18 protein-coding genes and 1 pseudogene are annotated in these 22540 nt (G+C 64.6%); 6 read left to right on the plus strand and 13 right to left on the minus strand.

The window, feature by feature from the left end; all coding sequences use genetic code 11:
* Positions 1–80 precede the first annotated feature (80 nt).
* On the plus strand, positions 81–1274 hold the full coding sequence (locus AS156_RS25870; RefSeq protein WP_066510333.1) for an adenylate/guanylate cyclase domain-containing protein: 1194 nt from the start codon (positions 81–83) through the stop codon (positions 1272–1274).
* Between the two features lie 12 nt (positions 1275–1286).
* A complete protein-coding gene (locus AS156_RS25875; protein WP_066510335.1) occupies positions 1287–2174 on the plus strand; it encodes a DMT family transporter in 888 nt (295 codons plus the stop codon).
* A gap of 11 nt (positions 2175–2185) precedes the next feature.
* Here the strand turns inward: AS156_RS25875 and clpS are convergent, their stop codons facing one another.
* Complete coding sequence (gene clpS / locus AS156_RS25880) at positions 2186–2491, minus strand: ATP-dependent Clp protease adapter ClpS (protein WP_066510336.1); 306 nt, start codon at positions 2489–2491, stop codon at positions 2186–2188.
* Positions 2492–2737: 246 nt separating this feature from the next.
* On the opposite strand from clpS, the gene AS156_RS25885 reads away from it, so the two are divergent.
* A complete protein-coding gene (locus AS156_RS25885) occupies positions 2738–3589 on the plus strand; it encodes a DUF1194 domain-containing protein (RefSeq protein WP_066510337.1) in 852 nt (283 codons plus the stop codon).
* Between the two features lie 89 nt (positions 3590–3678).
* On the opposite strand, the gene AS156_RS25890 is transcribed toward AS156_RS25885, so the two are convergent.
* The 9 genes from AS156_RS25890 to AS156_RS25930 all read right to left on the minus strand — a co-directional run bounded on the left by AS156_RS25890 (position 3679) and on the right by AS156_RS25930 (position 13826).
* Positions 3679–4503: a nucleotidyltransferase domain-containing protein gene (locus tag AS156_RS25890; RefSeq protein WP_066510340.1), complete on the minus strand. Its 825-nt coding sequence runs from the start codon at positions 4501–4503 to the stop codon at positions 3679–3681.
* A gap of 175 nt (positions 4504–4678) precedes the next feature.
* Positions 4679–5914, minus strand: coding sequence for a class I SAM-dependent RNA methyltransferase (locus tag AS156_RS25895; RefSeq protein ID WP_066510342.1), 1236 nt, complete (start codon positions 5912–5914; stop codon positions 4679–4681).
* On the minus strand, positions 5907–6662 hold the full coding sequence (locus AS156_RS25900; protein ID WP_066510345.1) for a TlyA family RNA methyltransferase: 756 nt from the start codon (positions 6660–6662) through the stop codon (positions 5907–5909). Before AS156_RS25900 ends, AS156_RS25895 begins: the two co-directional genes overlap by 8 nt.
* Complete coding sequence (locus tag AS156_RS25905) at positions 6659–7228, minus strand: nucleoside 2-deoxyribosyltransferase (protein ID WP_066510348.1); 570 nt, start codon at positions 7226–7228, stop codon at positions 6659–6661. Before AS156_RS25905 ends, AS156_RS25900 begins: the two co-directional genes overlap by 4 nt.
* 35 nt (positions 7229–7263) lie before the next feature.
* A complete protein-coding gene (gene dxs / locus AS156_RS25910) occupies positions 7264–9213 on the minus strand; it encodes a 1-deoxy-D-xylulose-5-phosphate synthase (RefSeq protein WP_066510350.1) in 1950 nt (649 codons plus the stop codon).
* 546 nt (positions 9214–9759) lie between these two features.
* Positions 9760–10011, minus strand: a complete 252-nt coding sequence (locus AS156_RS25915; RefSeq protein ID WP_066510358.1) for an exodeoxyribonuclease VII small subunit — start codon at positions 10009–10011, stop codon at positions 9760–9762.
* Between the two features lie 74 nt (positions 10012–10085).
* A complete protein-coding gene (locus AS156_RS25920; RefSeq protein WP_066510359.1) occupies positions 10086–11012 on the minus strand; it encodes a histone deacetylase family protein in 927 nt (308 codons plus the stop codon).
* Positions 11013–11329: 317 nt separating this feature from the next.
* Positions 11330–13003 (minus strand): bifunctional metallophosphatase/5'-nucleotidase, encoded by a 1674-nt coding sequence (locus AS156_RS25925; RefSeq protein ID WP_066510612.1) that lies wholly within the window; start codon positions 13001–13003, stop codon positions 11330–11332.
* A 61-nt stretch (positions 13004–13064) separates the two neighbouring features.
* Positions 13065–13826, minus strand: coding sequence for a crotonase/enoyl-CoA hydratase family protein (locus AS156_RS25930; protein WP_066510360.1), 762 nt, complete (start codon positions 13824–13826; stop codon positions 13065–13067).
* 334 nt (positions 13827–14160) lie between these two features.
* Between AS156_RS25930 and paoA the strand changes: the two genes are divergently transcribed.
* The 3 genes from paoA to paoC are packed head-to-tail and all read left to right on the plus strand — an operon-like array spanning position 14161 to position 17991.
* On the plus strand, positions 14161–14808 hold the full coding sequence (gene paoA / locus AS156_RS25935; protein ID WP_082747731.1) for an aldehyde dehydrogenase iron-sulfur subunit PaoA: 648 nt from the start codon (positions 14161–14163) through the stop codon (positions 14806–14808).
* The gene (locus tag AS156_RS25940) at positions 14805–15755 is read left to right on the plus strand and encodes an FAD binding domain-containing protein (protein WP_066510362.1); all 951 of its coding nucleotides are present in this window, start codon (positions 14805–14807) and stop codon (positions 15753–15755) included. The genes paoA and AS156_RS25940 overlap by 4 nt, the downstream gene beginning before the upstream one ends.
* Before the next feature lie 28 nt (positions 15756–15783).
* Complete coding sequence (gene paoC / locus AS156_RS25945) at positions 15784–17991, plus strand: aldehyde oxidoreductase molybdenum-binding subunit PaoC (RefSeq protein ID WP_066510365.1); 2208 nt, start codon at positions 15784–15786, stop codon at positions 17989–17991.
* Between the two features lie 85 nt (positions 17992–18076).
* On the opposite strand, the gene AS156_RS25950 is transcribed toward paoC, so the two are convergent.
* The 3 genes and pseudogenes from AS156_RS25950 to AS156_RS44960 all read right to left on the minus strand — a co-directional run.
* Positions 18077–18640 (minus strand): DinB family protein, encoded by a 564-nt coding sequence (locus AS156_RS25950; protein ID WP_066510368.1) that lies wholly within the window; start codon positions 18638–18640, stop codon positions 18077–18079.
* Positions 18641–18697: 57 nt separating this feature from the next.
* A complete protein-coding gene (locus AS156_RS25955) occupies positions 18698–20458 on the minus strand; it encodes an adenylate/guanylate cyclase domain-containing protein (RefSeq protein ID WP_245313067.1) in 1761 nt (586 codons plus the stop codon).
* 210 nt (positions 20459–20668) lie between these two features.
* Positions 20669–20965, minus strand: a pseudogene (locus tag AS156_RS44960) (DinB family protein); the annotation flags it as partial.
* Positions 20966–22540 lie beyond the last annotated feature (1575 nt).

Below are 22540 nucleotides of genomic sequence, written 5' to 3' on the forward strand. Positions count from 1 at the left end.
GTCAAACTAGAATCTAGAGTTTCGGTTCTGATTCAAACAGAACCGAAACTCCAGATCGGGTGCTCGCCGGGGGTGCTGCCATGAACGCGTCGGAATTGCTGGAGATCAACAAGTGGCTGGTCGACGGCGCGCGGTCGGCTCCTACCCCATCGCAGATGATGGCCGAATGTTGCGAGCGCCTGGTCCGGGCCGGCCTTCCGCTGTGGCGGGTCGGCGTCTTCGTTCGCACGTTGCATCCCGAGATCGCCGGCCGCAATTTCATCTGGAAGCCCGGCGCCGAAGTCGAGCTCGGCACAGTCGACTACCAGATTCTGGATTCGCCGGAATTCATTGCCAGCCCGCTGGTGATCGTCTTCAGGCAGGGGCTTGAGGTGAGGGCGCGGGTCGACGACCCGGCGAGCGCGCGCTTCCCGATCGTCGAGGACCTGCGCGCAGAAGGCGTCACCGACTATCTCGCGTTGCCGCTCGTCTACATGGACGGCTTTATCAATGCCTCGAGCTGGACCACGAGGCAGCCCGGCGGCTTCACCGAGGAGCAGGTGAACGCGATCCGGTCGCTCACCGTTCCGCTGGCGCGCTACATCGAGATCATCACCCTGCGCCGCACCGCGACGCTGCTGCTCGACACCTATGTCGGCAACCGCGCCGGCGAGCGCATCATGGGCGGCCAGATCAGGCGCGGCCATGCCGACACGATGGATGCGGCGATCTGGCTGTCCGACCTGCGCGGCTTCACCGCATTGTCGGATCGCCTGCCGGCCGCGACCATCGTGGAAATCCTCAACCTCTATTTCGATTGCCAGGTGGCCGCGATCCGCGCCCATGGCGGCGAGGTGCTCAAATTCATGGGCGACGGCCTGCTAGCGGTGTTTCCGGTCGATGAATATCTTGGCGACGAGGCGCAGGTTTGTTCGCGGGTGCTGAACGCCGCACGCGAATCCCGCGCCGGCGTCGAGGCGTTGCAGTTTCCCAACGGCGAGGTGGTCGAGCGCTTCCGCTTCGGCGTCGCGCTCCATCTCGGCAACGTGCTGTACGGCAACATCGGCGGCGGCAACCGGCTCGACTTCACCTGCATCGGTCCTGCGGTCAATCTCGCCGCGCGGCTGGAGAAGATCGCGGGCCGGCTCGGCCGCACCGTCGTGGCCTCGGAACGCTTCGCCGGCATTTGCAACGGCGATTGGAGCGATCTCGGCGAGTTTCCGATCGCCGGGTTCTCGAAGGCTGAACGCGTCTATGGCCTCCATGACGAGGCGCCGCCCGCCGCTCACGCCTAGCGGCGGCGCCACGTGTCCGACGGCAACGCCCAGCATCGGATCGGCATTGCGCTTGTGGTCGCGGCCGCGGTGGCGTGGAGCACTGCGGCATTCTTCACCCGGCTGCTTCACTTCGATTCCTGGACCATCCTGTTCTGGCGCGGGTTGTTCGGCGGTGGCGCGATCGTGCTGTTCCTGCTTGTCACGCAAGGCCGGCGCGGCGCGCGCGACCTCGTCGCAATGCCCGCAAGTGGATGGCTGGTGGCCGGCCTCTCGACTCTGGGCATGGTGACGTTCATCCCGGCCTTGCAGCTGACCAGCGTGGCCAATGTCGCGATCCTCGTTGCAGTGCAGCCATTTGCCGCCGCCGCGATTGCCTGGATATGGCTTCGGGAAGCGGCTCTGCCGCGAACGCTGCTCGCCAGCGCTGTAGCGTTTTTCGGCGTGGTCGTCACCGTCAGCGGCGCCGGCGGCATCGCCGATTACAGGGGCATCGGGCTCGCTTGCGTGATGATGCTGGCACTGTCGGTCATGACGGTCGCCATTCGCAGGCACCGGGAAACACCGATGGTCGCGGCGGCCGCGCTGTCGAATGTCATCGGCAGCCTCATCAGCATTCCCTTCGCGCGGGACATCGGCGCGCCCACGGCTGCGGATCTCGGCGTCTTCGCGATGTTCGGATTCTGCCAGGTCGGACTGGGCCTCACGCTGTTCACGCTGGGCTCCAGGCTGCTGCCGTCCGGGCAGGCATCTTTGGTCGCTACGCTCGAAACGCCGCTGATGCCGTTCTGGGTCTGGCTGGCGTTTGCCGAGGTGCCGTCGGCTCGCGCGCTGGTCGGCGGCGCGCTGGTGATGGGTGCCGTCGTTGCCGACATCGCGGCCGGCAGACGGGCAGAACTCGCGCAGCCGGCGGAACGCTAATGGCCGGCCGTCTACTCCTCGGGTTCGGTGGTGAACAGCAGCGGATAGCCCTTGGCGCGACCAGCATCGGTGGCGCGCGTCGCCTTGGTCTCGGCGACGTCCCTGGTGAAGACCGCGACCACGCAGACGCCGCGCTGATGCGCCGTCAGCATCACCTTGTAGGCCTGATCGTCGGTCATGCGGAATTCCGCCTTGAGCACGGTGACGACGAATTCGCGCGGCGTGTAATCGTCGTTGATCAGGATCACCTTGTGCAGGCGCGGCCGCTCGACCTTGGTCTTTACCCTGGCTTTCGGCTTGACGACGGTATCGGGCATCGCCCGGCACCTCCCTCGCGGTTGCGGTCCAAGAATAATGCCTTCCGGCCCTCGTTGGAACCAGTCGATTTGCACGGGCTCATTGCGGCAACGGCACGGCGTGCGACGCATCGTTGCCAAAATCAAGGCGAGAGACGCTCAAGCTGCGAGCTACGCTTAACCTGAATGTGAAGGGCGGATGATGTTCGCGCTTTGCGCCGCCTGATTTGCATGTCACGATGATGCGCACACGACGGGAGGGCAGCGATGCGCTGGTATGTCTCGATCGGAGCGGTACTTGTCGCGGGCATGTTGGCCGGCGGCGGTGTACCCGGTGTTGCCGCGCCGGGTCCGCAAGCAGAACCCAATGAGCGCGTGGTGGACAAGGAATCCACCCCGAGCGTCGATATCGAACTGATCATTGCGGTCGATGTCTCCTACTCGATGGACATGGACGAACTCGCAGTCCAGCGCGAGGGTTACGCGCAGGCGATCGTCTCCAAGGAGTTCCTGCAGGCGCTGAAGGCCGGCCCGAACGGCAAGATCTCGATCACCTATTTCGAGTGGGCTGCCTCCAACGACCAGAAGATCATCATCCCCTGGCGCGTGATCGACGGCCCTGAATCCGCGGATGCCGTCTCGGCCGAAATCATGAAGACGCCGGTTCGCCGGGCCTCGCGCACCTCGATCTCGGGCGCGATCTATTTCGCTGTTCCGCTGTTTGACGAGAATCCGCATCGCGGCCTGCGCCGCGTGATCGACATTTCCGGCGACGGCGCCAACAACAACGGTGCTCCCATTACGCCCGCGCGCGATATGGCGCTGGAGAAGGGCATCGTCATCAACGGCCTCCCGATCATGGTGAAGGAGCCGTCCTACTCGACGATGGATATAGAGAATCTCGACTGGTACTACGAGGACTGCGTGATCGGCGGTCCGGGTTCCTTCGTGGTGTCGATCAAGGATCGCGAGAAGTTCAAGGAGGCGATCCGCACCAAGCTGCTGCTCGAGGTCGCCGGCCGCACGCCGGAGCGGCCCGTGGTGCGGGCCTCCGACAAGGAGCCGCGGGTCAATTGCATGATCGGCGAGAAGATCTGGCAGGACCGGTGGGGGCGGTAGATCTTGTAGGATGAGTAGAGCGCAGCGAAACCCATCAACTTCCTGGCGTGAGGTGATAGGTTTCGCTGCGCTCTACCCATCCTATGGGTCTACGATATCTCCCGAACGTCGTTCTCCAGCACGCGCAGCGTTTGCAATGCAGCGGCGTATTCCGCGGCTCCGATCTGTCGCCAAATCTGCGCGACGCGCCTGGTGAGGTCGCGAACCGTCACCGGAAAATTCGCCGCCTGCGCCAGCGCGTCCTTCTCGTTGATGAGGTATTGCCCGTTGAGCGCAAACAGCACCTGCGCGAGACAGGCGAGCGCGCGATAGGCGCAGCCGGCGATGTGCGTGCTGTCGCCGCGCGGCAGAGCGAGTTCGGCGTTCTCGATGCCGAACAGGATCTCCCATTGAAAGCGTTGGATCAACGCGTCGCGCAAGGCGCGTGGGTAGGGCGCGGTCGTTGCCTTCAGATTCGCGATGAGGCCGTTCGGATCATGCAAGGGTTGGCACAGTGCGACTTCGCCCATCCAGATCGCCGAGCAGAAGCCGTGCGGATGGCCGGGCTGGTAGTGCATGGTGATCTCGCCGTCGCGGCAGGCATCGATCGTCGCGGCCACCTTGTCGATGTTACGATAGAGCAGGTCGACCTTGCGGCCGTTGATCGCAAGCCACGCGCCGCCGACGATCCAGGGGCCCCACTCGCCGATCGGTGTGACATGCACCGTGTCTGGCACGTCGACGACATCAGTCATCACGTCGCGCAGCCGATCCGTGTCCAGGACTGCCGCCTCTGTGTAGTAAAGGCCTATGTCGTAGTCGGACGCATCGTGCGCCGTTCCACGCGCCCGCGATCCGCCCAACACGATGGCGGCGACGCCCGGGACATCAGCGAGGATGGGTGTGATGCGGGCGAGCAGCTGATCGTGTGGCATGGGACGAGAACTATATCGCGCCCTGCGACATCAGTCACATCGCCTCCAGTGCATGATCCGGAAAAGTGTGAAGCGGTTTTCCCTCGCGACAAACGCGGAACACGTTTGCGTGGAGATCATGCTCAAGCCAGGCGCTAAAGCGCGATGACGATTCAACGTAATCTCATCGCGCGCTTTAGCGCGCGAACCGCGCCACCAGCTCGATATGCGGGGTGTGGCGGAACTGGTCGACAGGCGTGACGCCCTCGATCCTGAAACCGCCGTCGATCAGGACTTTCGCGTCGCGCGCGAAGGTTGCCGCGTTGCAGGATACTGCGATCACGTTGGGCACCTTGCTGGCGGCGAGTTGCGTGACTTGCGCCTGCGCTCCCTGGCGTGGCGGATCGAACACGACGGTGTCGTAGTCGCGCAGCTCCTGCGGCACCAGCGGGCGGCGAAACAGGTCGCGCGCCTCGGCCTTGATCGGCTTCAATCCCTTTGTAGCGGTCACGGCCTTTTGCAGCGCGGTCACCGCGCCGGCATCGCTGTCGAATGCTGCGATGCGCGCGACCTTCGCGAGCCGCAGCGCGAACGGGCCGACGCCGCAGAACAGATCGGCGATATGTTTGGCGCGCTTGCAGCGGTCCTGCACGAGCGCAGCGAGCGTCTCTTCGCCGGCTGCGGTCGCCTGCAGGAACGAGCCGGGCGGCAGCGTCACCTGGGCGGGGCCGATGGCGAGGACCGGCGGGCTGCGCATCAGCACCAGCTCGCCATGGCGCGTCAGGCGCGCCAGACGGTGTTTCTCCGCGACCCGCGACAGCGCCGCAATCGTCGCGGTCGGCACCGGACCGGAGCCGCGGACATCGACGTCGAGCCCGCTGTCGGTCGCGGTGATCTGGATGTCGAGCGGCTTGTTGGTGGGCTTCAGCGCCTCGGTAATCGCGCGCGCGGCGTCGAGCGCGCCGCGCAAGGCCGGATCGAGGATCGGACAATCCGCGATCGCAACGATGGCGTGGCTGCCCGCGGTGGCAAAGCCGGTGCGCAACTCACCGTCGGCGCCGCGGCGGGCGTGAACCGTGACGCGCCGGCGGCCGGCGCCGTGGGCATCCACGATCTCGGCAATGTCGCAGGCGATGCCGGCTTGCGCGAGCGTGTCGACCACGATGGCGCGTTTCCAGGCGCGGTAGCCGTCCGGCTGCCAGTGCTGGATCGCACAGCCGCCGCATTGCCCGAAATAGTCGCAGAACGGCGCGATTCGCTCGGGGCTCGGCTGCACGATGCGTACAAGATGCGGCCGTTCCGGATCGTTCGCAGCATCGACCTCGACCGTTTCGCCGGCGAGCGTGTACGGCACATAGGTCGCGCGCCCGTGCGCAATGGCGACGCCGTCGCCGCGATGGCCGACATGGTCGATGGTGAGGAGTTCAGCCACGCCGCGCGCCGAGGAAAAATTCGATATTGCCGTCGCCGCCCTTGATCGAGGACGGGAACACCTGGATGTCGGTGCAGCCGAGCGAGGCGGCAAAGGCGGCGATGTCGTCGCAGATTTCCTGGTGCACCATCGCGTTGCGGATGATGCCGCGCTTGGAATGTTTGCGCGCGGCCTCAAACTGCGGCTTGATCAGCGCGAGCAGGTGCATCGGCGCGGCCGCGAGCGACAGTGCCACCGGGAGCACGAGCTTCAGCGAGATGAAGCTGACATCGATCACGACGATGTCGGGCCGCGCCGGCAGCCGCTTGCCTTCAAAGTTCCTGATGTCGGTCTCCTCCATGGAGACGACGTTCGGGTGCCTCTGCAGCGAGGGATGCAACTGGCCGTGACCGACGTCGATGGCAAACACGACGCTCGCGCCGTTGGCGAGCAGTACCTCGGTGAAGCCGCCGGTCGAGGCGCCGACGTCGAGGCAGACATGGCCCTCGACGTCGATCGGATAATGCTCCAGTGCGCCGGCGAGCTTGACGCCACCGCGCGAGACGTAAGGGTGCGCCGGCTCGGCGGACAGTGCGGCGCCGGGCGCCACGATCTCGGAGGCCTTCGCGACTTGTTTGCCGTCTGCGGTCACGAGACCGGCATCGATCGCTGCGCGCGCCCGCGCCCGGCTCTCGAACAGGCCGCGCTCGACCAGCAGCACATCGACGCGCTTGCCGGCCGGCCCATGGCTATCGCCTGTCCCGTTCAATTGAAGCCCGGCAAACGTTGCGTGCGCTCGGCGGCGAGCCGCACGCAGGCCTCGAAGGAGGCGAGATCGTGCCAGATGTCCTCTGGTGCTTCTCTCGGCGTCACCAGCGGACTGCCGTGCAGATCGAGCGCGTGTATCATCATCAGATTGTCGGGCAAGCCGAACTCTTCCACCGTGAGCCCCTCCGCGTCGATCAGGCGTCCGTCGGGCGCCTCGTCCACCCGATGAAACCGCGCCACGCGATTGGCGTAGGAGGCGGGATCGTTCGAGTAGGCGAGGCACAGCTTGCCGCAGCCCGCCATGTAGCCGAGTTCGTAGATGGTGCCTGCGTCGGCACTGGGGCCGCGAAACGGCGTCAAATTGGCGATGATGGCGTCTGCTGACTCCATCATCGCTTCGTTGCTCTTGAAGATGACGAGCGATGCACTGGCGGCCGCAGGGTTCACCGCATTGTCGAGCGGATAGAGCCCAGTCATTCCATGCGCCGCGCAAATCTCCGCCTTGCGGCGGCCGATCTCTACGGCATCCGGCAGGAACACGTCAGGACCTGCCAGATAGATGATCATGGACTTGCCGGCGCCCGAAGCGCCGCCCGGGCGGATTACGCGAGCTTCACGGTCTCGGTCTTGAAATCCTTGCCGAGGGCTTCGAACACCTTGGCAACGATGCTCTTCGCGTCGAGACCGGCGCGCGCATACATCGCCGCCGGCGAGTCATGGTCGAGGAAGACGTCGGGCAGCACCATCGAGCGGAACTTGAGCATCCCGCTGTCGAGCATGCCGTGGTCGGTCAGGAACTGCACCACATGCGAGCCGAAACCGCCGACCGCACCTTCCTCGATCGTGATCAGGATCTCATGGTCGCGCGCGAGCTTGAGGATCATCTCTTCGTCGAGCGGCTTCATGAAGCGCGCGTCCGCGATGGTCGCCGAGAGGCCGTGTGCGGCGAGCTCGTCGGCGGCCTTCTCGCATTCGGCGAGGCGGGTGCCGAAGGAGAGCAGGGCGACGTTCTTGCCCTCGCGGATGATGCGGCCCTTGCCGATCGGCAGCGCGACGCCGACTTCCGGCATCTCGACGCCGCGGCCTTCGCCGCGCGGATAGCGCAGCGCGCTCGGGCGGTCGTTGATCGCGACCTGGGTCGCTACCATGTGAACCATTTCCGCCTCGTCGGAGGCCGCCATGATCACGAAGTTCGGCAGACAGCCGAGATAGGCGTTGTCGAACGAGCCGGCATGGGTCGCGCCGTCGGCACCGACCAGGCCAGCGCGGTCGATCGCGAAGCGGACAGGCAGGCTCTGGATCGCGACGTCATGGACCACCTGGTCATAGCCGCGCTGCAGGAAGGTCGAATAGATCGCACAGAACGGCTTGTAGCCTTCGGTGGCAAGACCTGCCGCGAAGGTCACCGCGTGCTGCTCGGCGATGCCGACGTCGAAGGTGCGATCCGGGAACGCCTTGTTGAAGATGTCGACGCCGGTGCCCGACGGCATCGCCGCGGTGATGGCGACGATCTTGTCGTCCTTCTGCGCTTCCTTGACGAGGCTTTGGCCGAACACGTTCTGGTAGGCCGGCGCGTTCGGCTTGGCCTTCGCCTGGGTGCCGGTCGCGACGTCGAACTTGACCACGGCGTGATACTTGTCGGCGGAGGCTTCGGCCGGGCCGTAGCCCTTGCCCTTCTGGGTCACGACGTGGACCAGGATCGGGCCGGTCTCCATGTCGCGGACATTCTTCAGCACGGGCAAGAGATGGTCGAGGTTGTGACCGTCGATCGGGCCGACATAGTAGAAGCCGAGCTCCTCGAACAGCGTGCCGCCGTCCATCATGAAGCCGCGGGAGTATTCCTCGACGCGGTTGGCGCGGTTGGCGATGATCTTGGGCAGACGCTTGTTGATCTGCTTCGCCGCCTCGCGCAGCGTGCGGTAGGTCTTGCCGGAGTAGAGGCGCGACAGATACGCGCTCATCGCGCCGACCGGCGGCGCGATCGACATGTCGTTGTCGTTGAGGATCACGATCAGGCGCGAGTTCATCGCCCCGGCGTTGTTCATCGCCTCATAGGCCATGCCCGCCGACATCGCGCCATCGCCGATCACCGCGATGACGTTGTTCTTGCCGCCGGCGAGATCGCGCGCGACGGCCATGCCGAGGCCGGCCGAGATCGAGGTCGAGGAATGCGCTGCCCCGAACGGATCGTAATCGCTCTCGGTACGCTTGGTGAAGCCGGAGAGGCCGCCGCCGGTGCGCAGCGTGCGGATGCGGTCGCGGCGTCCGGTCAGGATCTTGTGCGGGTAGGCCTGGTGGCCGACGTCCCAGATCAGGCGGTCACGCGGGGTGTCGAAGATGTAGTGGATCGCGGTGGTCAGCTCGACCACGCCGAGGCCGGCGCCGAAATGTCCGCCGGTCACCGACACCGCGTCGATGGTTTCCTGGCGCAGTTCATCGGCAACCTGCCGCACCTGGTCGACCTTGAGCTTGCGCAGGTCTTCCGGCGTATGAATAGTGTCAAGAAGCGGTGTTTTACTATATGTGGTCACAGCGATATTCCAATTTTGCATGTCGAGACAACGGCCCGACGCGAGAAGGGTTGCGCGCGTTTCGCGCAGCGAATGCCAGACACTGGGTGCCGCCCCGGCGGCGCCGGTGCCTGGTTTGAAAGCCTAGATGCACTCCGGATTGGACCACGTGATAGGTATCACCTTGGTCGCTCTTCACCCGTCCCGGTTCAGTTTGTCGAACCATTTGAGGCGCTTGCCGCCGGAAGAATCTGGCCGCCCGTCACCATCAAATGCCCATAGGATGGGAAGCATTACACCAAAGTTGCGACCAAAGCCAACCCGCTCGCCGCGCTGGGTTCCTATGCCCGACGTCAAAAAAGCTAGGTTTTTCAATGGGTGTGACGACCGGTGGGCTGCATTACGCCCATTTTGGTGGCAGCCGGACGGCCCCGATCAGCCGATTCGGCCGGCCGCAGCAAAGCACCCGGCGGAGGGATCATCATCCTCCGGGTCACGGATATCGCAGAAATGCGCAGCAACAATCGCGACTATTGAGGTCAGCCTAGCCGACAAACTCGCCGGTTGTTGCGGTGGCCGCGCGCGGCGCTACTGCACGTCGAGCGGCTCGGTGCCGGTCACCTGGCCCGAGGCGTCGGTGGTGATCTTGTCGACGCGGGCTTCCGCCTGGCGCAGCAATTCCTCGCAGCGTCGCTTCAGCGCCTCGCCGCGTTCGTAGATCGTAACCGACTCCTCGAGCGGGACCTTGCCGTCCTCGAGACGCTTGACGATCGATTCGAGTTCCTCGATCGCGCGTTCGAAGGTCAGCTTCTTGACGTCGGCTTGAGTATTTTCGGCCATCTCGTGTTCCCGACTGCGCACGTTATCAGAGCGCAGAATCAATCGAATTTTTGCGAGCTTATTGTGGCGGGGATTTAGCCGCCCATCAATGCGCCAACGTGGGAAGCCACCGACTCTTTCAATCCCTGCAGATCGTAGCCGCCTTCCAGCACGGACACCACGCGGCCGCCGGCGCTCTTGTCGGCGACGTCGATCAGCTTGCGCGTCACCCAGCCGAAATCCTCGCCCTTCAGGTTGATCGAGGCCAGCGGATCGCGGTGGTGCGCGTCGAAGCCGGCCGAGATGATGATGAGTTCCGGGGAGAACTGCTGCAGTCGCGGCAGGATCAGGTTCTCGAAGGCGGCGCGGAACCTGGCGCTGCCGTCTTCAGGCGCGAGCGGCGCGTTGACGATGGTGTCGTGCTCGCCGCGCTCGCCCATCGCGCCGGTGCCCGGAAACAGCGGCATCTGGTGCGTCGAGCAGTACATCACGGTCGGATCAGCCCAGAAGATATCCTGCGTGCCGTTGCCGTGATGGACGTCGAAGTCGACCACTGCGGCGCGCGCGATGCCGTATTTGCGCTGCGCGTAGCGCGCGGCGATCGCCGCGTTGTCGAAGAAGCAGAACCCCATCGGCGTCGATTTCTCGGCGTGGTGGCCGGGCGGGCGCACCGCGACGAAGGCGTTCCGGTGCTGGCCCGTCATCACGGCGTCGGTTGCGGCGAGCGAGCCGCCGACGCCGCGCATCACCGCTTCCCAGGTGCCCGGCGACATCGAGGTGTCGCCGTCGACATAGATCAGGCCCGAGGTCGGCGCGATGTGGCGCAACTCGCCGACATAATGCTCGCCATGACACAGCAGCACGGAATCGAGGTCGCCTTCCGGCGCCTGCTCGCGCACCAGCGCGTTGAAGCGTGCCTCAGCCAGCACCTCGTCGACCGCACGCAGCCGGTCGGGGCGTTCGGGATGTCCGGGAGGGGTCAAATGGTCGAGGCAGGCGGAATGCGTCAGAAGCAGTGTCATGCAAATTCCCGGCGCAACCGGTGCGCGTGCGAGGAGCCCCTAATGTAGGCCGTTACCGGCCCCCCGGAAAGGGCTCCGGGTACGAACGCTGTGTCCCACACCCACAACTGTCATCGCCCGGCCTTGTGCGCAATTGCGCACTAGGACCGGGCGACCCAGTACGCCGCGGCCCCTCGGTTTAATCGTCACTGCCTCTGGAATATCGGATCACCCGCATGCGCACGCGCGGGTGATGACACTGGACAAGCTGTTGACGATGTCAAAGGATGAATGCTTCCCAGAGCTATCCGGCGGGCATTCCACCCGTGCCACCTTGCTCAATTCACCCGCTCGATCCGCTTGCCCGTCGCCGCGCTGACCGGGCTGTTGGCTTTGAAATAGGCATAGAGCGCATCGACATCGTAGACGCCGAACTGCTGCGCTGTTCCGCCCTTGAATGCCGTGAAGCCGTCGCCGCCCTCGGCGAGATAATTGTTCACAGTGACACGATAGCTCGTGGCCGGATCAATCGGCTTGCCGTCGAGCGCCATCCGATCGGCGACGATGCGCGCGCCGTCGGGCTTGGTCGCATCCCACGCATAGGAAAAGCCCTTGGAGACCTGCAGCGGGCGCGGCCGCTTCGGGTCGGCCCATTGCTGTTCCAGCGCGTCCTTGAGCTGCCTGCCGGTCAGCGTCATCGTCACGAGCTGGTTGCGGAACGGCTGGCTCGCGAAGATGTCGGCGTAGGAGACTGCGCCATCCTCTCGCTTGACGATGTCGGTGCGCACGCCGCCGGGATTGGTGAAGGCGATCACCGCGCCGCCGGTCGGCTCCGAGCTGGTCGCAGCGAGCTGCGCGTCGGCGACGATGTCGCCGAGCACGCTCTCGCCGGTCTCGCCCGGCGTGCGCGAGAGTGTTTCCGTCACCGCACCTGCCGCGCGGTTGGCGATCGGCGCGGCGAGCCGGTCGTAGGCTTCGAGCAGCGCGCTCTGCTCGGGATCGCGCTTGAATGTGTTGAGGCGCACGATGGTATTGTTGGCCTTGGCGCTGATCACGTCACGGGTCTTCGGATCGAGCTGAAGGTCGATCGCGGTGACCAGCGTGCCGTATTTGTCGCCCGAGGTGACGAGTCGTCCGTCGATGTCGCAGACATAGGCCTGATGGGTATGGCCGGAGATCACGACGTCGACCGCCTTGTCGAGTTTCTTGACGATGTCGACGATCGGCCCGGAGATGCCGGGGCATTCATTGTAGTCGCCGGTCGGAAAGCCGCCTTCGTGAATCAGCACCACGATCGCCTCGACGCCCCTGGCCTTCAATTCCGGGATCAGCGCATTGACGGTCTCGGCTTCGTCGCGGAATTCGAGCGTCGAGACGCCGGCCGGCGACACCAGGTTCGGCGTGTTCTTCAGCGCCAGCCCGATGAAGGCGACCGGGATGCCGTCGAACTCCCTGATCTCGTAAGGCGGAAACACCGTCTTGCCGGTGGCCTTGTCGAACGTAGAGGCGGCGAGATAGTGGAACTTGGCGCCGGTGAAGGGATGCGGCCCCTGGCATCTGTCGACGGGGTGGCAGCCGCCGTTTTGCATCCGCAACAGCTCGTCCTTGCCCTCGTCGAATTCGTGATTGCCGACGGAGGAGATCGCAAGCCCCATCATCGACAGCGACTCGATGGTCGGCTCGTCGTGGAACATCGCCGACAGGAAGGGGCTCGCGCCGATTAAATCGCCGGCCGCGACGAAGATGTTGTTCTTGTGTCCTTCGCGGAGCTGCTTGACCGCGGTCGCCATCCGCTCGGCGCCGCCGGCGGGCACCATGATCTTCTTGGTCGGATCGCCCGGATCGGTGATGCGGATGCCGCCCGGCGGCGGCCGCAGATAGCCGTGGAAATCGTTGATCGCGAGGATGCGCAGGTCCACTGGCGCCGCGGTCTGCGCCGGCGCAGAGCCGGCCGCGACGACGGCGAATGAGCAGATGGCGGCGGCGAGGAGCGAACGGCGGGTGCGTCTCATGACCTGTCCATGGAACACGCCATCATGACGCGGCGCCACTACATTTTTGCGACGCGGCCGTTCAATCCTTCGTGCGCGATATGAACGCCTTGAAAGCCGCGATCGCTTCCGTGGAGCGCATGCGCTCGGCGAACACGTGGTTCTCCTGCTCGATCCGGCGGGTGACGTCCTCGGGCGGCAGCCTGAGCAGCCGGCGCGAGATCGCGACTGCCTCGGGCGGCAGCGCGCAGATTTCCCGCGCCACCTTGTGCGCCTCGACCTCGGCATGGCCCGGCGCCACGATCGTGTTGACGAAGCCGGCCTCGCGGGCCTCGTCGGCCGTCATGGTGCGTCCCATCACCAGCATCGCGAAGGCGCGCTGCTGGCCGATGCTGCGCGGCATCAGCAGGCTGGAGGCGCCCTCCGGCACCAGGCCGAATTTGGAGAACGGGGTGGAGAACTGCGCGGTCGTGCTGGCGAGCACGTAGTCGCAGTGGAACAGCATGGTGGTCCCGACGCCCATCGCGACGCCGTCGACGGCGGCGATGATCGGCTTGACGTTGTGGGCGAGCGAATAGAGGAACTTGACCAGGTCGGAGGCGGGCGGAGGCTCGCCGGTGGACGTGCCCTGCCCGAGCATGTCCTCGATGTCGTTGCCCGCGGTGAACACGCCGGAGCCGCCGGTCACGATCAGGCAGCGGATTTTCGGATCGTTCTGCGCCGTGTCGATCGCCTCGCGCATCGCGTCGAACATTGCATGGGTGATCGCGTTCTTCTTCTCGGGCCGGCGCAGCCGGATCACGCGTGTGGCGGCTTGGTCGGTCACTATGACATGCGCGGTCATCGGACGGTCCTTGGGGACGGCGGGCAGCGGGTTCTTGCTCGCTATCCTACATGATCCCGAGCAAGTCCAAAGTGTTCCGCGCCGCTTTTCCCTTCCGGCGAGCGCGCGGATGATACCGTCGAACGCGCGATGTTTTGTCGTGCGGCTCTCCCGTGCGGGGTATCGGCGCCGGCAATGGGCCGGCTCGCGATTTCGTTTGGTCGCCTGGGAGAAACATTGCGCTGTCCACCGCATTCAATCCGAGCGGCCACAGGCAGGCGTGGAGTTCCGCCCGCGATCGCGGTCGAGCACCAGGAAAACGAGAAGGAAAGCTAAAAGCCAGAAGGAAAGCCAAGTGCAAATTTCCGGCCATTTGGAACTATCCCGACGCCATCTGTTGATTGTCGGAGCCGCCTCGCTTGCCGCGTCGTCCGTCGCGACGCGCGCTTCCTTGGCGGCGAGCGACCAAACTGCCCCGACTGGAGCGCCCGTGATGACGAGAGTGTCCTTTGACGTGAACGGCGAACCCCATCAGCTCGAGCTCGATACCAGAACCACGCTGCTCGATGCGTTGCGCGAGCACCTGCATTTGACGGGCACCAAGAAGGGGTGTGATCACGGCCAGTGCGGCGCCTGCACCGTCATCGTCGACGGCCGGCGCATCAATTCGTGCCTGACGCTCGCCGTGATGCATCAGGGCAACGAGATCACGACGATCGAAGGGCTGGGCTCGCCGGAGCAATTGCATCCGATGCAGGCGGCGTTCGTCAAGCATGACGGCTACCAATGCGGCTATTGCACGCCCGGGCAGATCTGTTCGGCGGTGGCCGTGCTCGACGAGATCAGGGCCGGCATCCCGAGCCATGTGACGGCTGATCTCATTGCCCCGGTGCGCTTGAGCAATGCCGAACTTCGCGAGCGCATGAGCGGCAACATCTGCCGCTGTGGCGCCTATTCCAACATCGCCGAGGCGATCGGTGAGGTCGCCGGGAGGAGCGCATGAGAACGTTCAGCTACGAACGTGCAGCCTCGCCAGACGCCGCCGCCGCGGCTGCCGGGCAGGCCACGAACGCGAAATTCATTGCCGGAGGCACCAATCTGCTCGACCTGATGAAGCTCGAGATCGAGACCCCGGCGCATCTCATCGATGTCAACGGCCTGGCACTGGATCGGATCGACGCGACGGCGGACGGCGGCCTGCGCATCGGCGCGCTGGTCCGCAACACAGATCTCGCGGCCGACGGCCGCGTGCGCCGCGACTACGCCGTGCTTTCGCGCGCGCTGCTGGCCGGCGCCTCCGGCCAGCTGCGCAACAAGGCGACCACGGCCGGCAATCTCCTGCAGCGGACGCGCTGTCCGTATTTCTACGACACCAATCTGCCGTGCAACAAACGCAAGCCGGGCAGCGGCTGCGCCGCGATCGGCGGCTTCAGCCGGCAGCACGCGGTGATCGGCGCCAGCGAAGCGTGCATCGCGACCCATCCAAGCGACATGGCGGTGGCGATGCGCGCGCTCGATGCTGTTATCGAGACTGTGCGGCCCGACGGCGCCACGCGGACCATACCTATTGCCGAACTGCATCGGTTGCCGGGCGACCATCCCGAGGTCGAGACCACGCTCGCGCCCGGCGAGTTGATTACTGCCGTGGTGCTGCCGAAACCGGTCGGCGGCGCGCAGGCCTATCGGAAAGTTCGCGACCGCGCCTCCTATGCGTTTGCGCTGGTGTCGGTTGCTGCGATCGTCCAGCCCGACGGTTCGGGCCGCGTCGCGCTTGGCGGCGTCGCACACAAGCCATGGCGGGTCGAGGCGGCGGAAGCGGAGTTGCCGCGCGGCGCCAAGGCGGTCACCGCGCGCCTGCTCGCCGACGCAAGGCCGACGCGGGACAACGCTTTCAAGCTGCCACTCGCCGAGCGAACGCTGTCGGCGGTGCTGCGCGAGGCCAGGGCCTAGATAACAGGGCCTAGACAAGGGTTAGAGCATGCGATTCGAACATCCAGCCACCTTCAATCCGATCGACCAACTCAAGGTGGTCGGCCGGCCGACCAGCCGGATCGAGGGGCCGTTGAAGACAACGGGTACCGCGCCCTACGCCTATGAACGTCATGATGTCGTGACCGAGCAGGCCTATGGCTACGTGGTGGGATCGGCGATCGGCAAGGGGCGTATCAATGCGATCGATCTCGCCGCGGCCAAGGCGGCGCCAGGCGTGCTCGCCATCGTCACCGCCGGCAATGCCGGCAAGCTTGACAAGGCAGAGCGCAACCCGGCGCCGCTGCTCGGCGGCCCTGAGATCGCGCACTATCACCAAGCCGTCGCCGTGGTGGTCGCCGAGACCTTCGAGCAGGCGCGTGCCGCCGCGCAACTGGTTCGGGTCGATTACGCGCCGGGCGACGGCCGCTTCGATCTGGCAGCGTCGCGGGACAAGGCTTTCACCCCCGATCCCAAGATCGGCGGACCGGCCGACACGGCGGTGGGTGACTTTGCAGCGACGTTCGCCGCAGCCCCGGTCCAACTCGATGCGACCTACACCACGCCGGACCAGGGCCACGCGATGATTGAGCCGCACGCTTCGATCGCGGCGTGGGAGGGCGACGGGCTGACGGTCTGGACCTCCAACCAGATGATCGCCTGGGGCGCGACTGACTTGGCGAAGACGCTCGGGATCCCGAAGGAGAATGTCCGGCTGATCTCGCCCTATATCGGCGGCGGCTTCGGCGGCAAGCTGTTCCTGCGCGCCGACGTGCTGCTCGCTGCGCTCGGTGCGCGAGCCGCGGCCCGTCCGGTCAAGGTGGCGTTGCAGCGTCCGCTGATGTTTAACAACACCACGCATCGGCCGGCGACGATCCAGCGCATCCGCATCGGCGCCGATCGCGACGGCAAGATCAGTGCGATCGGCCATGAGAGCTGGTCCGGCAACGTGAAGGACGGCGAGCCGGAGGTCACGGTCAACCAAACGCGGCTGCTTTATGCCGGCGCCAACCGGATGACCGCGATGCGGCTCTCGGAGCTCGATCTGGCGGAAGGCAATGCGATGCGCGCTCCCGGAGAGGCCTCCGGCATGATGGCGCTCGAAATCGCGATCGACGAACTCGCCGAGAAGTTCGGCATGGATCCGATCGAGCTGCGCATCAAGAACGATACCCAGGTCGATCCGGAGCATCCGGAGCGGCCGTTCTCGAAGCGCCAGCTCGTCGAATGCTTGCGCGAAGGCGCCACGCGGTTCGGCTGGAGCCGGCGCAACCCGCAAACCGGCAAGGTGCGCGACGGACGCTTCCTCGTCGGCTTCGGCGTTGCCGCCGCGTTCCGCAACAATCTCCTCACCAAGTCGGCGGCGCGGGTGCGCCTCGACCGGGACGGCAGGGTGACGGTCGAGACCGACATGACCGATATCGGCACCGGCTCCTACACCATCATTGGGCAGACCGCGGCCGAGATGATGGGCGTGCCGCTGGACAAGGTCGTGGTTCGGCTTGGCGATTCCGATTTTCCGGTCTCATGCGGCTCCGGCGGGCAGTGGGGCGGCAACAATTCCACGGCCGGTGTCTACGCCGCCTGTGTCAAGCTGCGCGAGGCCATCGCGCAGAAGCTCGGCTTCAACTCCGCCGAAGCGGTGTTTGCGGACGACGTCGTCCGATCAGGCAATCGCAGCGTGGCGCTGGCACAGGCCGCCGGCAATGACGGCATCACGGCGGAGGACGCCATCGAGTACGGCGATCTCGCCAAGACCTACCAGCAGTCGACCTTCGGCGCGCATTTCGTCGAGGTCGGCGTCGATGCCGACACGGCGGAAGTCCGGGTACGGCGGATGCTCGCGGTATGCGCCGCGGGCCGCATTCTGAATCCGACCGCCGCGCGCAGCCAGGTGATCGGTGCGATGACCATGGGCGTCGGCGCCGCTCTGATGGAGGACCTGGTGGTCGACAAGCGCCACGGCTTCTTCGTCAACCACGATCTCGCCGGCTATGAGGTGCCCGTACATGCCGATATCCCGCATCAGGACATGTTCTTCCTCGACGAGACCGATCCGATGTCGTCGCCGATGAAGGCCAAGGGCGTCGCCGAGCTCGGCATCTGTGGTGTTGCAGCCGCGGTCGCCAACGCGGTCTACAATGCGACCGGCGTGCGCGTGCGCGACTATCCGATCACGCTCGACAAGCTGCTGGATCGAATGCCGGACGCCGCGTGAGCGGCGACGCAGCGTCCGTCGGTCGGTGGACGCGCCGAACGCATCCGATTAGCGCATATATCATGGCGCTTCCGAGCGTGGCGGGTCAGCCGCCCCATACGGTGGCTTCGGTCCACCCCAGCTCGGCGAATTCGCCTGCTCTTAGCGGCGCTTCGCCGGCTGCGAAGAACTCGTCGAGCTGCGGCGGCGCGACGCTCGTTGCGGAGAGCATGGCGTGGGCCTGGCCGCGATGATGGATCGCGTGCTGGAAGAGGTGCATCAGCAGGCGGTCGCGCCGCTCGATCTGGATCGTGGTGTCGCGATTGATCCGCACGACATCGCTTAGCTGGTCGGGCGTCAGCGCATCGCAAACCGCGAGCAGGCGCTGATCGATCGCGCATTGCGCCGGCTTGAGCTCCGCGACCGACGGGCAGGGCACTTCATTGGCCCAGGCCTTCGGCCCGAGCCATCCGCCTTCCAGCGCGTCGACATAGAACAGGTCGATGACGTAGATGTGGTTCAGTGTCCGCTGCAGGCTTGGGAAGAAGCCGGTTCGCTCGGCGGCAAACTCGGCCTGACTGAGCTGAGCGCAGGTCGTGAGGAGGCGGTGATTGGCCCAGGCGTTGTTGTAAGCGAAGGCGCGGAATGTCTGAACGAGGCTGGCCGGCATGTCTGATCTCATCGGATCGCAGCGATGCAGTATGTCGCGAAGTGCCGCAAGCAGAGTTCAATCCGGAAGCCCTGCCTTGCGAAGGCCACTCGCAAACATGGCGAAATCTTCTGGCCGTCTGAACGGCGCCAGGCGCTTGAGACTGGAGAGCCGAAAGTCGGGATCGGACTCAAATGCCTGCGAAATGACTCTTCCCGCTTCATCAAGTCGTCCCCCAAGCGCTTTGCTGGCCGCAGAGATACAAATACCCAGCAAGAAACTCGGAAGGTCGCGAGTGGCCTGATCAGCCAACGATGACGCCTCGTCATAGCGGTGCGCCAGGAGATGGGCACAAGCGGCTGCCGCATGAATGCCAAACATCGCTGGATCCAGCGGGCTCAACCGCAGTGCGCGCCCAGCGTGGTCAATCGCGAGATCCGGCTCTCCTCTCCACACCCTGAGCCAGGCACTCAGCATCCAGGCTGACGCATAGTTGGGATTGACCGCGAGTCCATGATCCATAAATGCTGCAGCATCGTCGAACTCCTGATCGATAAATGCAAGTGCGTATCCACCCAAACACATCGCAACCGGGTCATCTCTGCCAATAAGCACCGCCGTGCGCGCCAGTCGCGTCGCCTCGCCGCTTTCCAGCGTCGCGTCCGTCATCCAACCATGAGCCTTCCGACGCACATAGCACCAGGCAGCCAGACCGTAAGCAGCGGCAAGACCGGGCTCGAGCTCGATTGCTGCTCTAAAATGCTCAAGTCCCTCATTATTCCCATCCCTTGTCCACCGATGAATGCACGCGAGCCCACGGAGGTAGCGATCGTATGCGTCCAGATTTTCGATCGGCTTCCGCAGGGCCCGCTTAATCTCCGCATGCTGCAGCTTCGGCGCAATCGCGCCAACGACACTGACCGTCACTTGGTCCTGAAGATCAAACATATCTTCGAGCGTTCCATCGAAGTGATTAGCCCAGAGATGCGCTCCAGTATCCGCGTCAACAAGCTGGCTCGATATGCGAACGCGAGCGTCGGCCCTGCGAACGCTTCCCTCCAGTATGTAGCGAACCCCCAACTCGCGGCCGACCTGCTTCACATCGACCGCGCGGCCCTTGTAAGTGAAGCTTGAGTTTTTTGCGATCACAAACAGCCAGCGAAACCGCGACAGCGCCATTGTAATGTCTTCCACGATGCCGTCCGCGAAGTACTGTTGCTCAGGATCCGTACTGAGATTTTGGAAGGGCAGAACGGCGATGGAGGGTTTGGCTGGTAGTGCCAAGACAGGCCTTTGGCTCATTGCGCTGCCGCGATCCCTAACTCTGAAAACTCGGACGGGGCGTTCGATGTTTTTCAATCTTTGTTCACCGCCATCGTCACAGGCGATATCGAGCTTGTCTCGGACGTGTCGGTGAGCATCGTCAGAAAGGCAAATACCGCCGGGCGTTGCTATACCTTCGAGACGTACTGCCACGTTGACAACGTCCCCGAAAATGTCGCCGGCATCTTTGATGATGTCGCCGACATTGATCCCGATCCTGAATTCAATACGTTGATTCGACGGCACGGCCGCATTGCGCTCGGTCATCCCGCGCTGAACATCGAGAGCGCAACGCACGGCATCGACAACGCTGTCAAACTCAGCCAGCAACCCATCACCGGTATTCTTGACAATGGTTCCACGATGGGCGGCAATGGTCGGGATAAACAGGCCCTGCAGATGCTCCCTGAGCCTGACATGAGTGCCTTCTTCGTCCATGCCAGTCAGACGGCTGTAGCCAGCTGCGTCGGCTGCAAAAACGGCAACGAGCCGTCGCAAGAGGTGTTCGCGAGTCAAGGACTCCTCCTCGCCACGAGCCGGCGCCGGCAAACGGCCCCTTCAACGACGGATCGCCGTGCGACAGTTCGAAATGTTAGCTCCGTTCGGGTTCGACTACCACTGGGTCCAAAGCGAACCGGGACATCAGGTGTCCTTGCTCAGCCGCCCGGACGATATGGGGACCGGGTCTGGGCGTGATGTCTCGCCCCAATGCCGTAGAAGCGCTCGGACGGCGATCAGGCGCTGATCGATTGCGCGTTGCGCCGGCTGCAGCTGTGCAATTGACGGGAAGGGCACTTCATTCGCCCAGGCCTGCGGCCCGAGCCATCCGCCTTCCAGCGCGCCGACATAGAAGAGGTCGATGACGTAGATGTGGTTCAGCGTCCGCTCAGGCTTGGGAAGAAGCCGGTTCGCTCGGCGGCAAATTCGGCCTGATTGAGCCGAGCGCAGATCGTGAGGCGGTAATTGGCCCAGGCGTTGTTGTTAAGCGAAGGCGCGATAGGTCTGAACAAGGTCAGCCTGCATGTCGGTCCTCACCGGTTCGGGTGACACGAGCGAGTATTAACATGCATGGGATTGAAAAACGCGCGTTACGGTCGCAGTCGCATGGTCAGTGCGCGCAGCGGAAAATCGGTTCTGGAGTCGCCAACGGGCGAGGCTCGCTACGAGCAATCGCTTGAGCAAAGCGGGTTTTCGCAACGCTGCGCGCGGCAAACGGCGCTGGCCCTGGCGTCCTGGAACCCGGCGGAGAAGCGCGCTGCCCCGCAGCTTACTAAGGCAAACCAGCGAAAATGCTGGAACTAAAGGAAAGGATGATCGCGGCGCGCGTTGTGTGTGCTGGGGCAGCCTCGAGGAGAAAGCGCATGAGAACCTATACTATCGCGCTGCTCATCGCCGGTGTCATGACAGCCGGCCCGACGATGGCTCAACAAGCGACTGACCAAAACCACGCCGGCACGACGAGTGCTCCGAGCGCCCAGAATTCCGGGAGCGGGATCCATGGTGCGCCGGGGAATAAGAACGGGCCAGCTCCGGGTCAAGGCACGGTGGGCTCGGACTCGCATAACCGCCACGTCCAGCAGCAGGATTCTTCAAAGGTCAAAGGGTTGCCCGGCAACAAGAGCGGCCCACCCGCGAAGCGGTGAGATGATCCGCTGCGGCTGTTGATCCTCGGTGATGCGAGGCAGAGACTCTTTGATGCGTGCTGATGAACGAGCGTTCATGGAACGTCGCTGTTCGCGCCGGGTTGGTTGCGGGGGCGCACTTTGGAGAACAAAATAATGAAGCGCACAATCATCGCACTTTCCGCAGCATGCCTGATGGCTTCCACCCCGGTTGCTTTTGCGCAGGGTGTTTCGAGCAAGTCGCCCGGGCACGAAATGCAAACCAAGGGCTCCAAGCGGGGAAGCCCCGGCGCCTCAGGCTACACACCTGGACATGAGATGCAGGCGAGAGGATCGAAGGCGGGGAGCCCAGGGGCTTCCGGTTACGCGCCGGGCCAGACAACAGGTTCGGGCACCGGAATGAGCGGGAGCGGTTCTCATAGAGCCAGGTAGCCGCATTGGGGCCGCCCTCATCGGGACACGCGGGAGCGAATGAGGACAGTCTCAGTTGTCCTTTGGCACAGCCAAGTGAGGAGGCCGCGGTCGGCGCGGCCTCCTCACTGCTGAGGCGTTCGCGTAGCGGCCCGTGCGGGCAAGCTGAGTTATCGCGCTGTTCGATGCCGCCCGGTGACAGGCGTGCGGCGCCGTGTTTGACAGTTGAATCCGAAGTTTCACCCCGTCATTGCGAACGAAGCGAAGCAATCCACGTTGCGGCTTGTGGAGGCATGGATGCTTCCGCCTTCGCCAAGGCCCGGCGGGCAAGTCGTCACTTCAGCGCAAAATTGCTCCGCAATTTTGTCGCGAGCTCCTCGCGATGACGGGGAAGAGAGCGTGAGCGCGCTACCCCGCCAGCACCGCGTCCGCGCCGATCACGGCTTCGGCGCTCTCGGTCACCGTCTTCTCGAGCGACGGCGCCTGCACGGTGACGTTCTCGGCGAAGAAACGTGCCAGCGCGACGTAACGCTGCGGCTCGGCGTCGCCATTGGCTTTCGCTGCC

Origin of the sequence: Bradyrhizobium macuxiense, assembly GCF_001542415.1 — a bacterium.
GTDB classification, from domain to species: domain Bacteria; phylum Pseudomonadota; class Alphaproteobacteria; order Rhizobiales; family Xanthobacteraceae; genus Bradyrhizobium; species Bradyrhizobium macuxiense.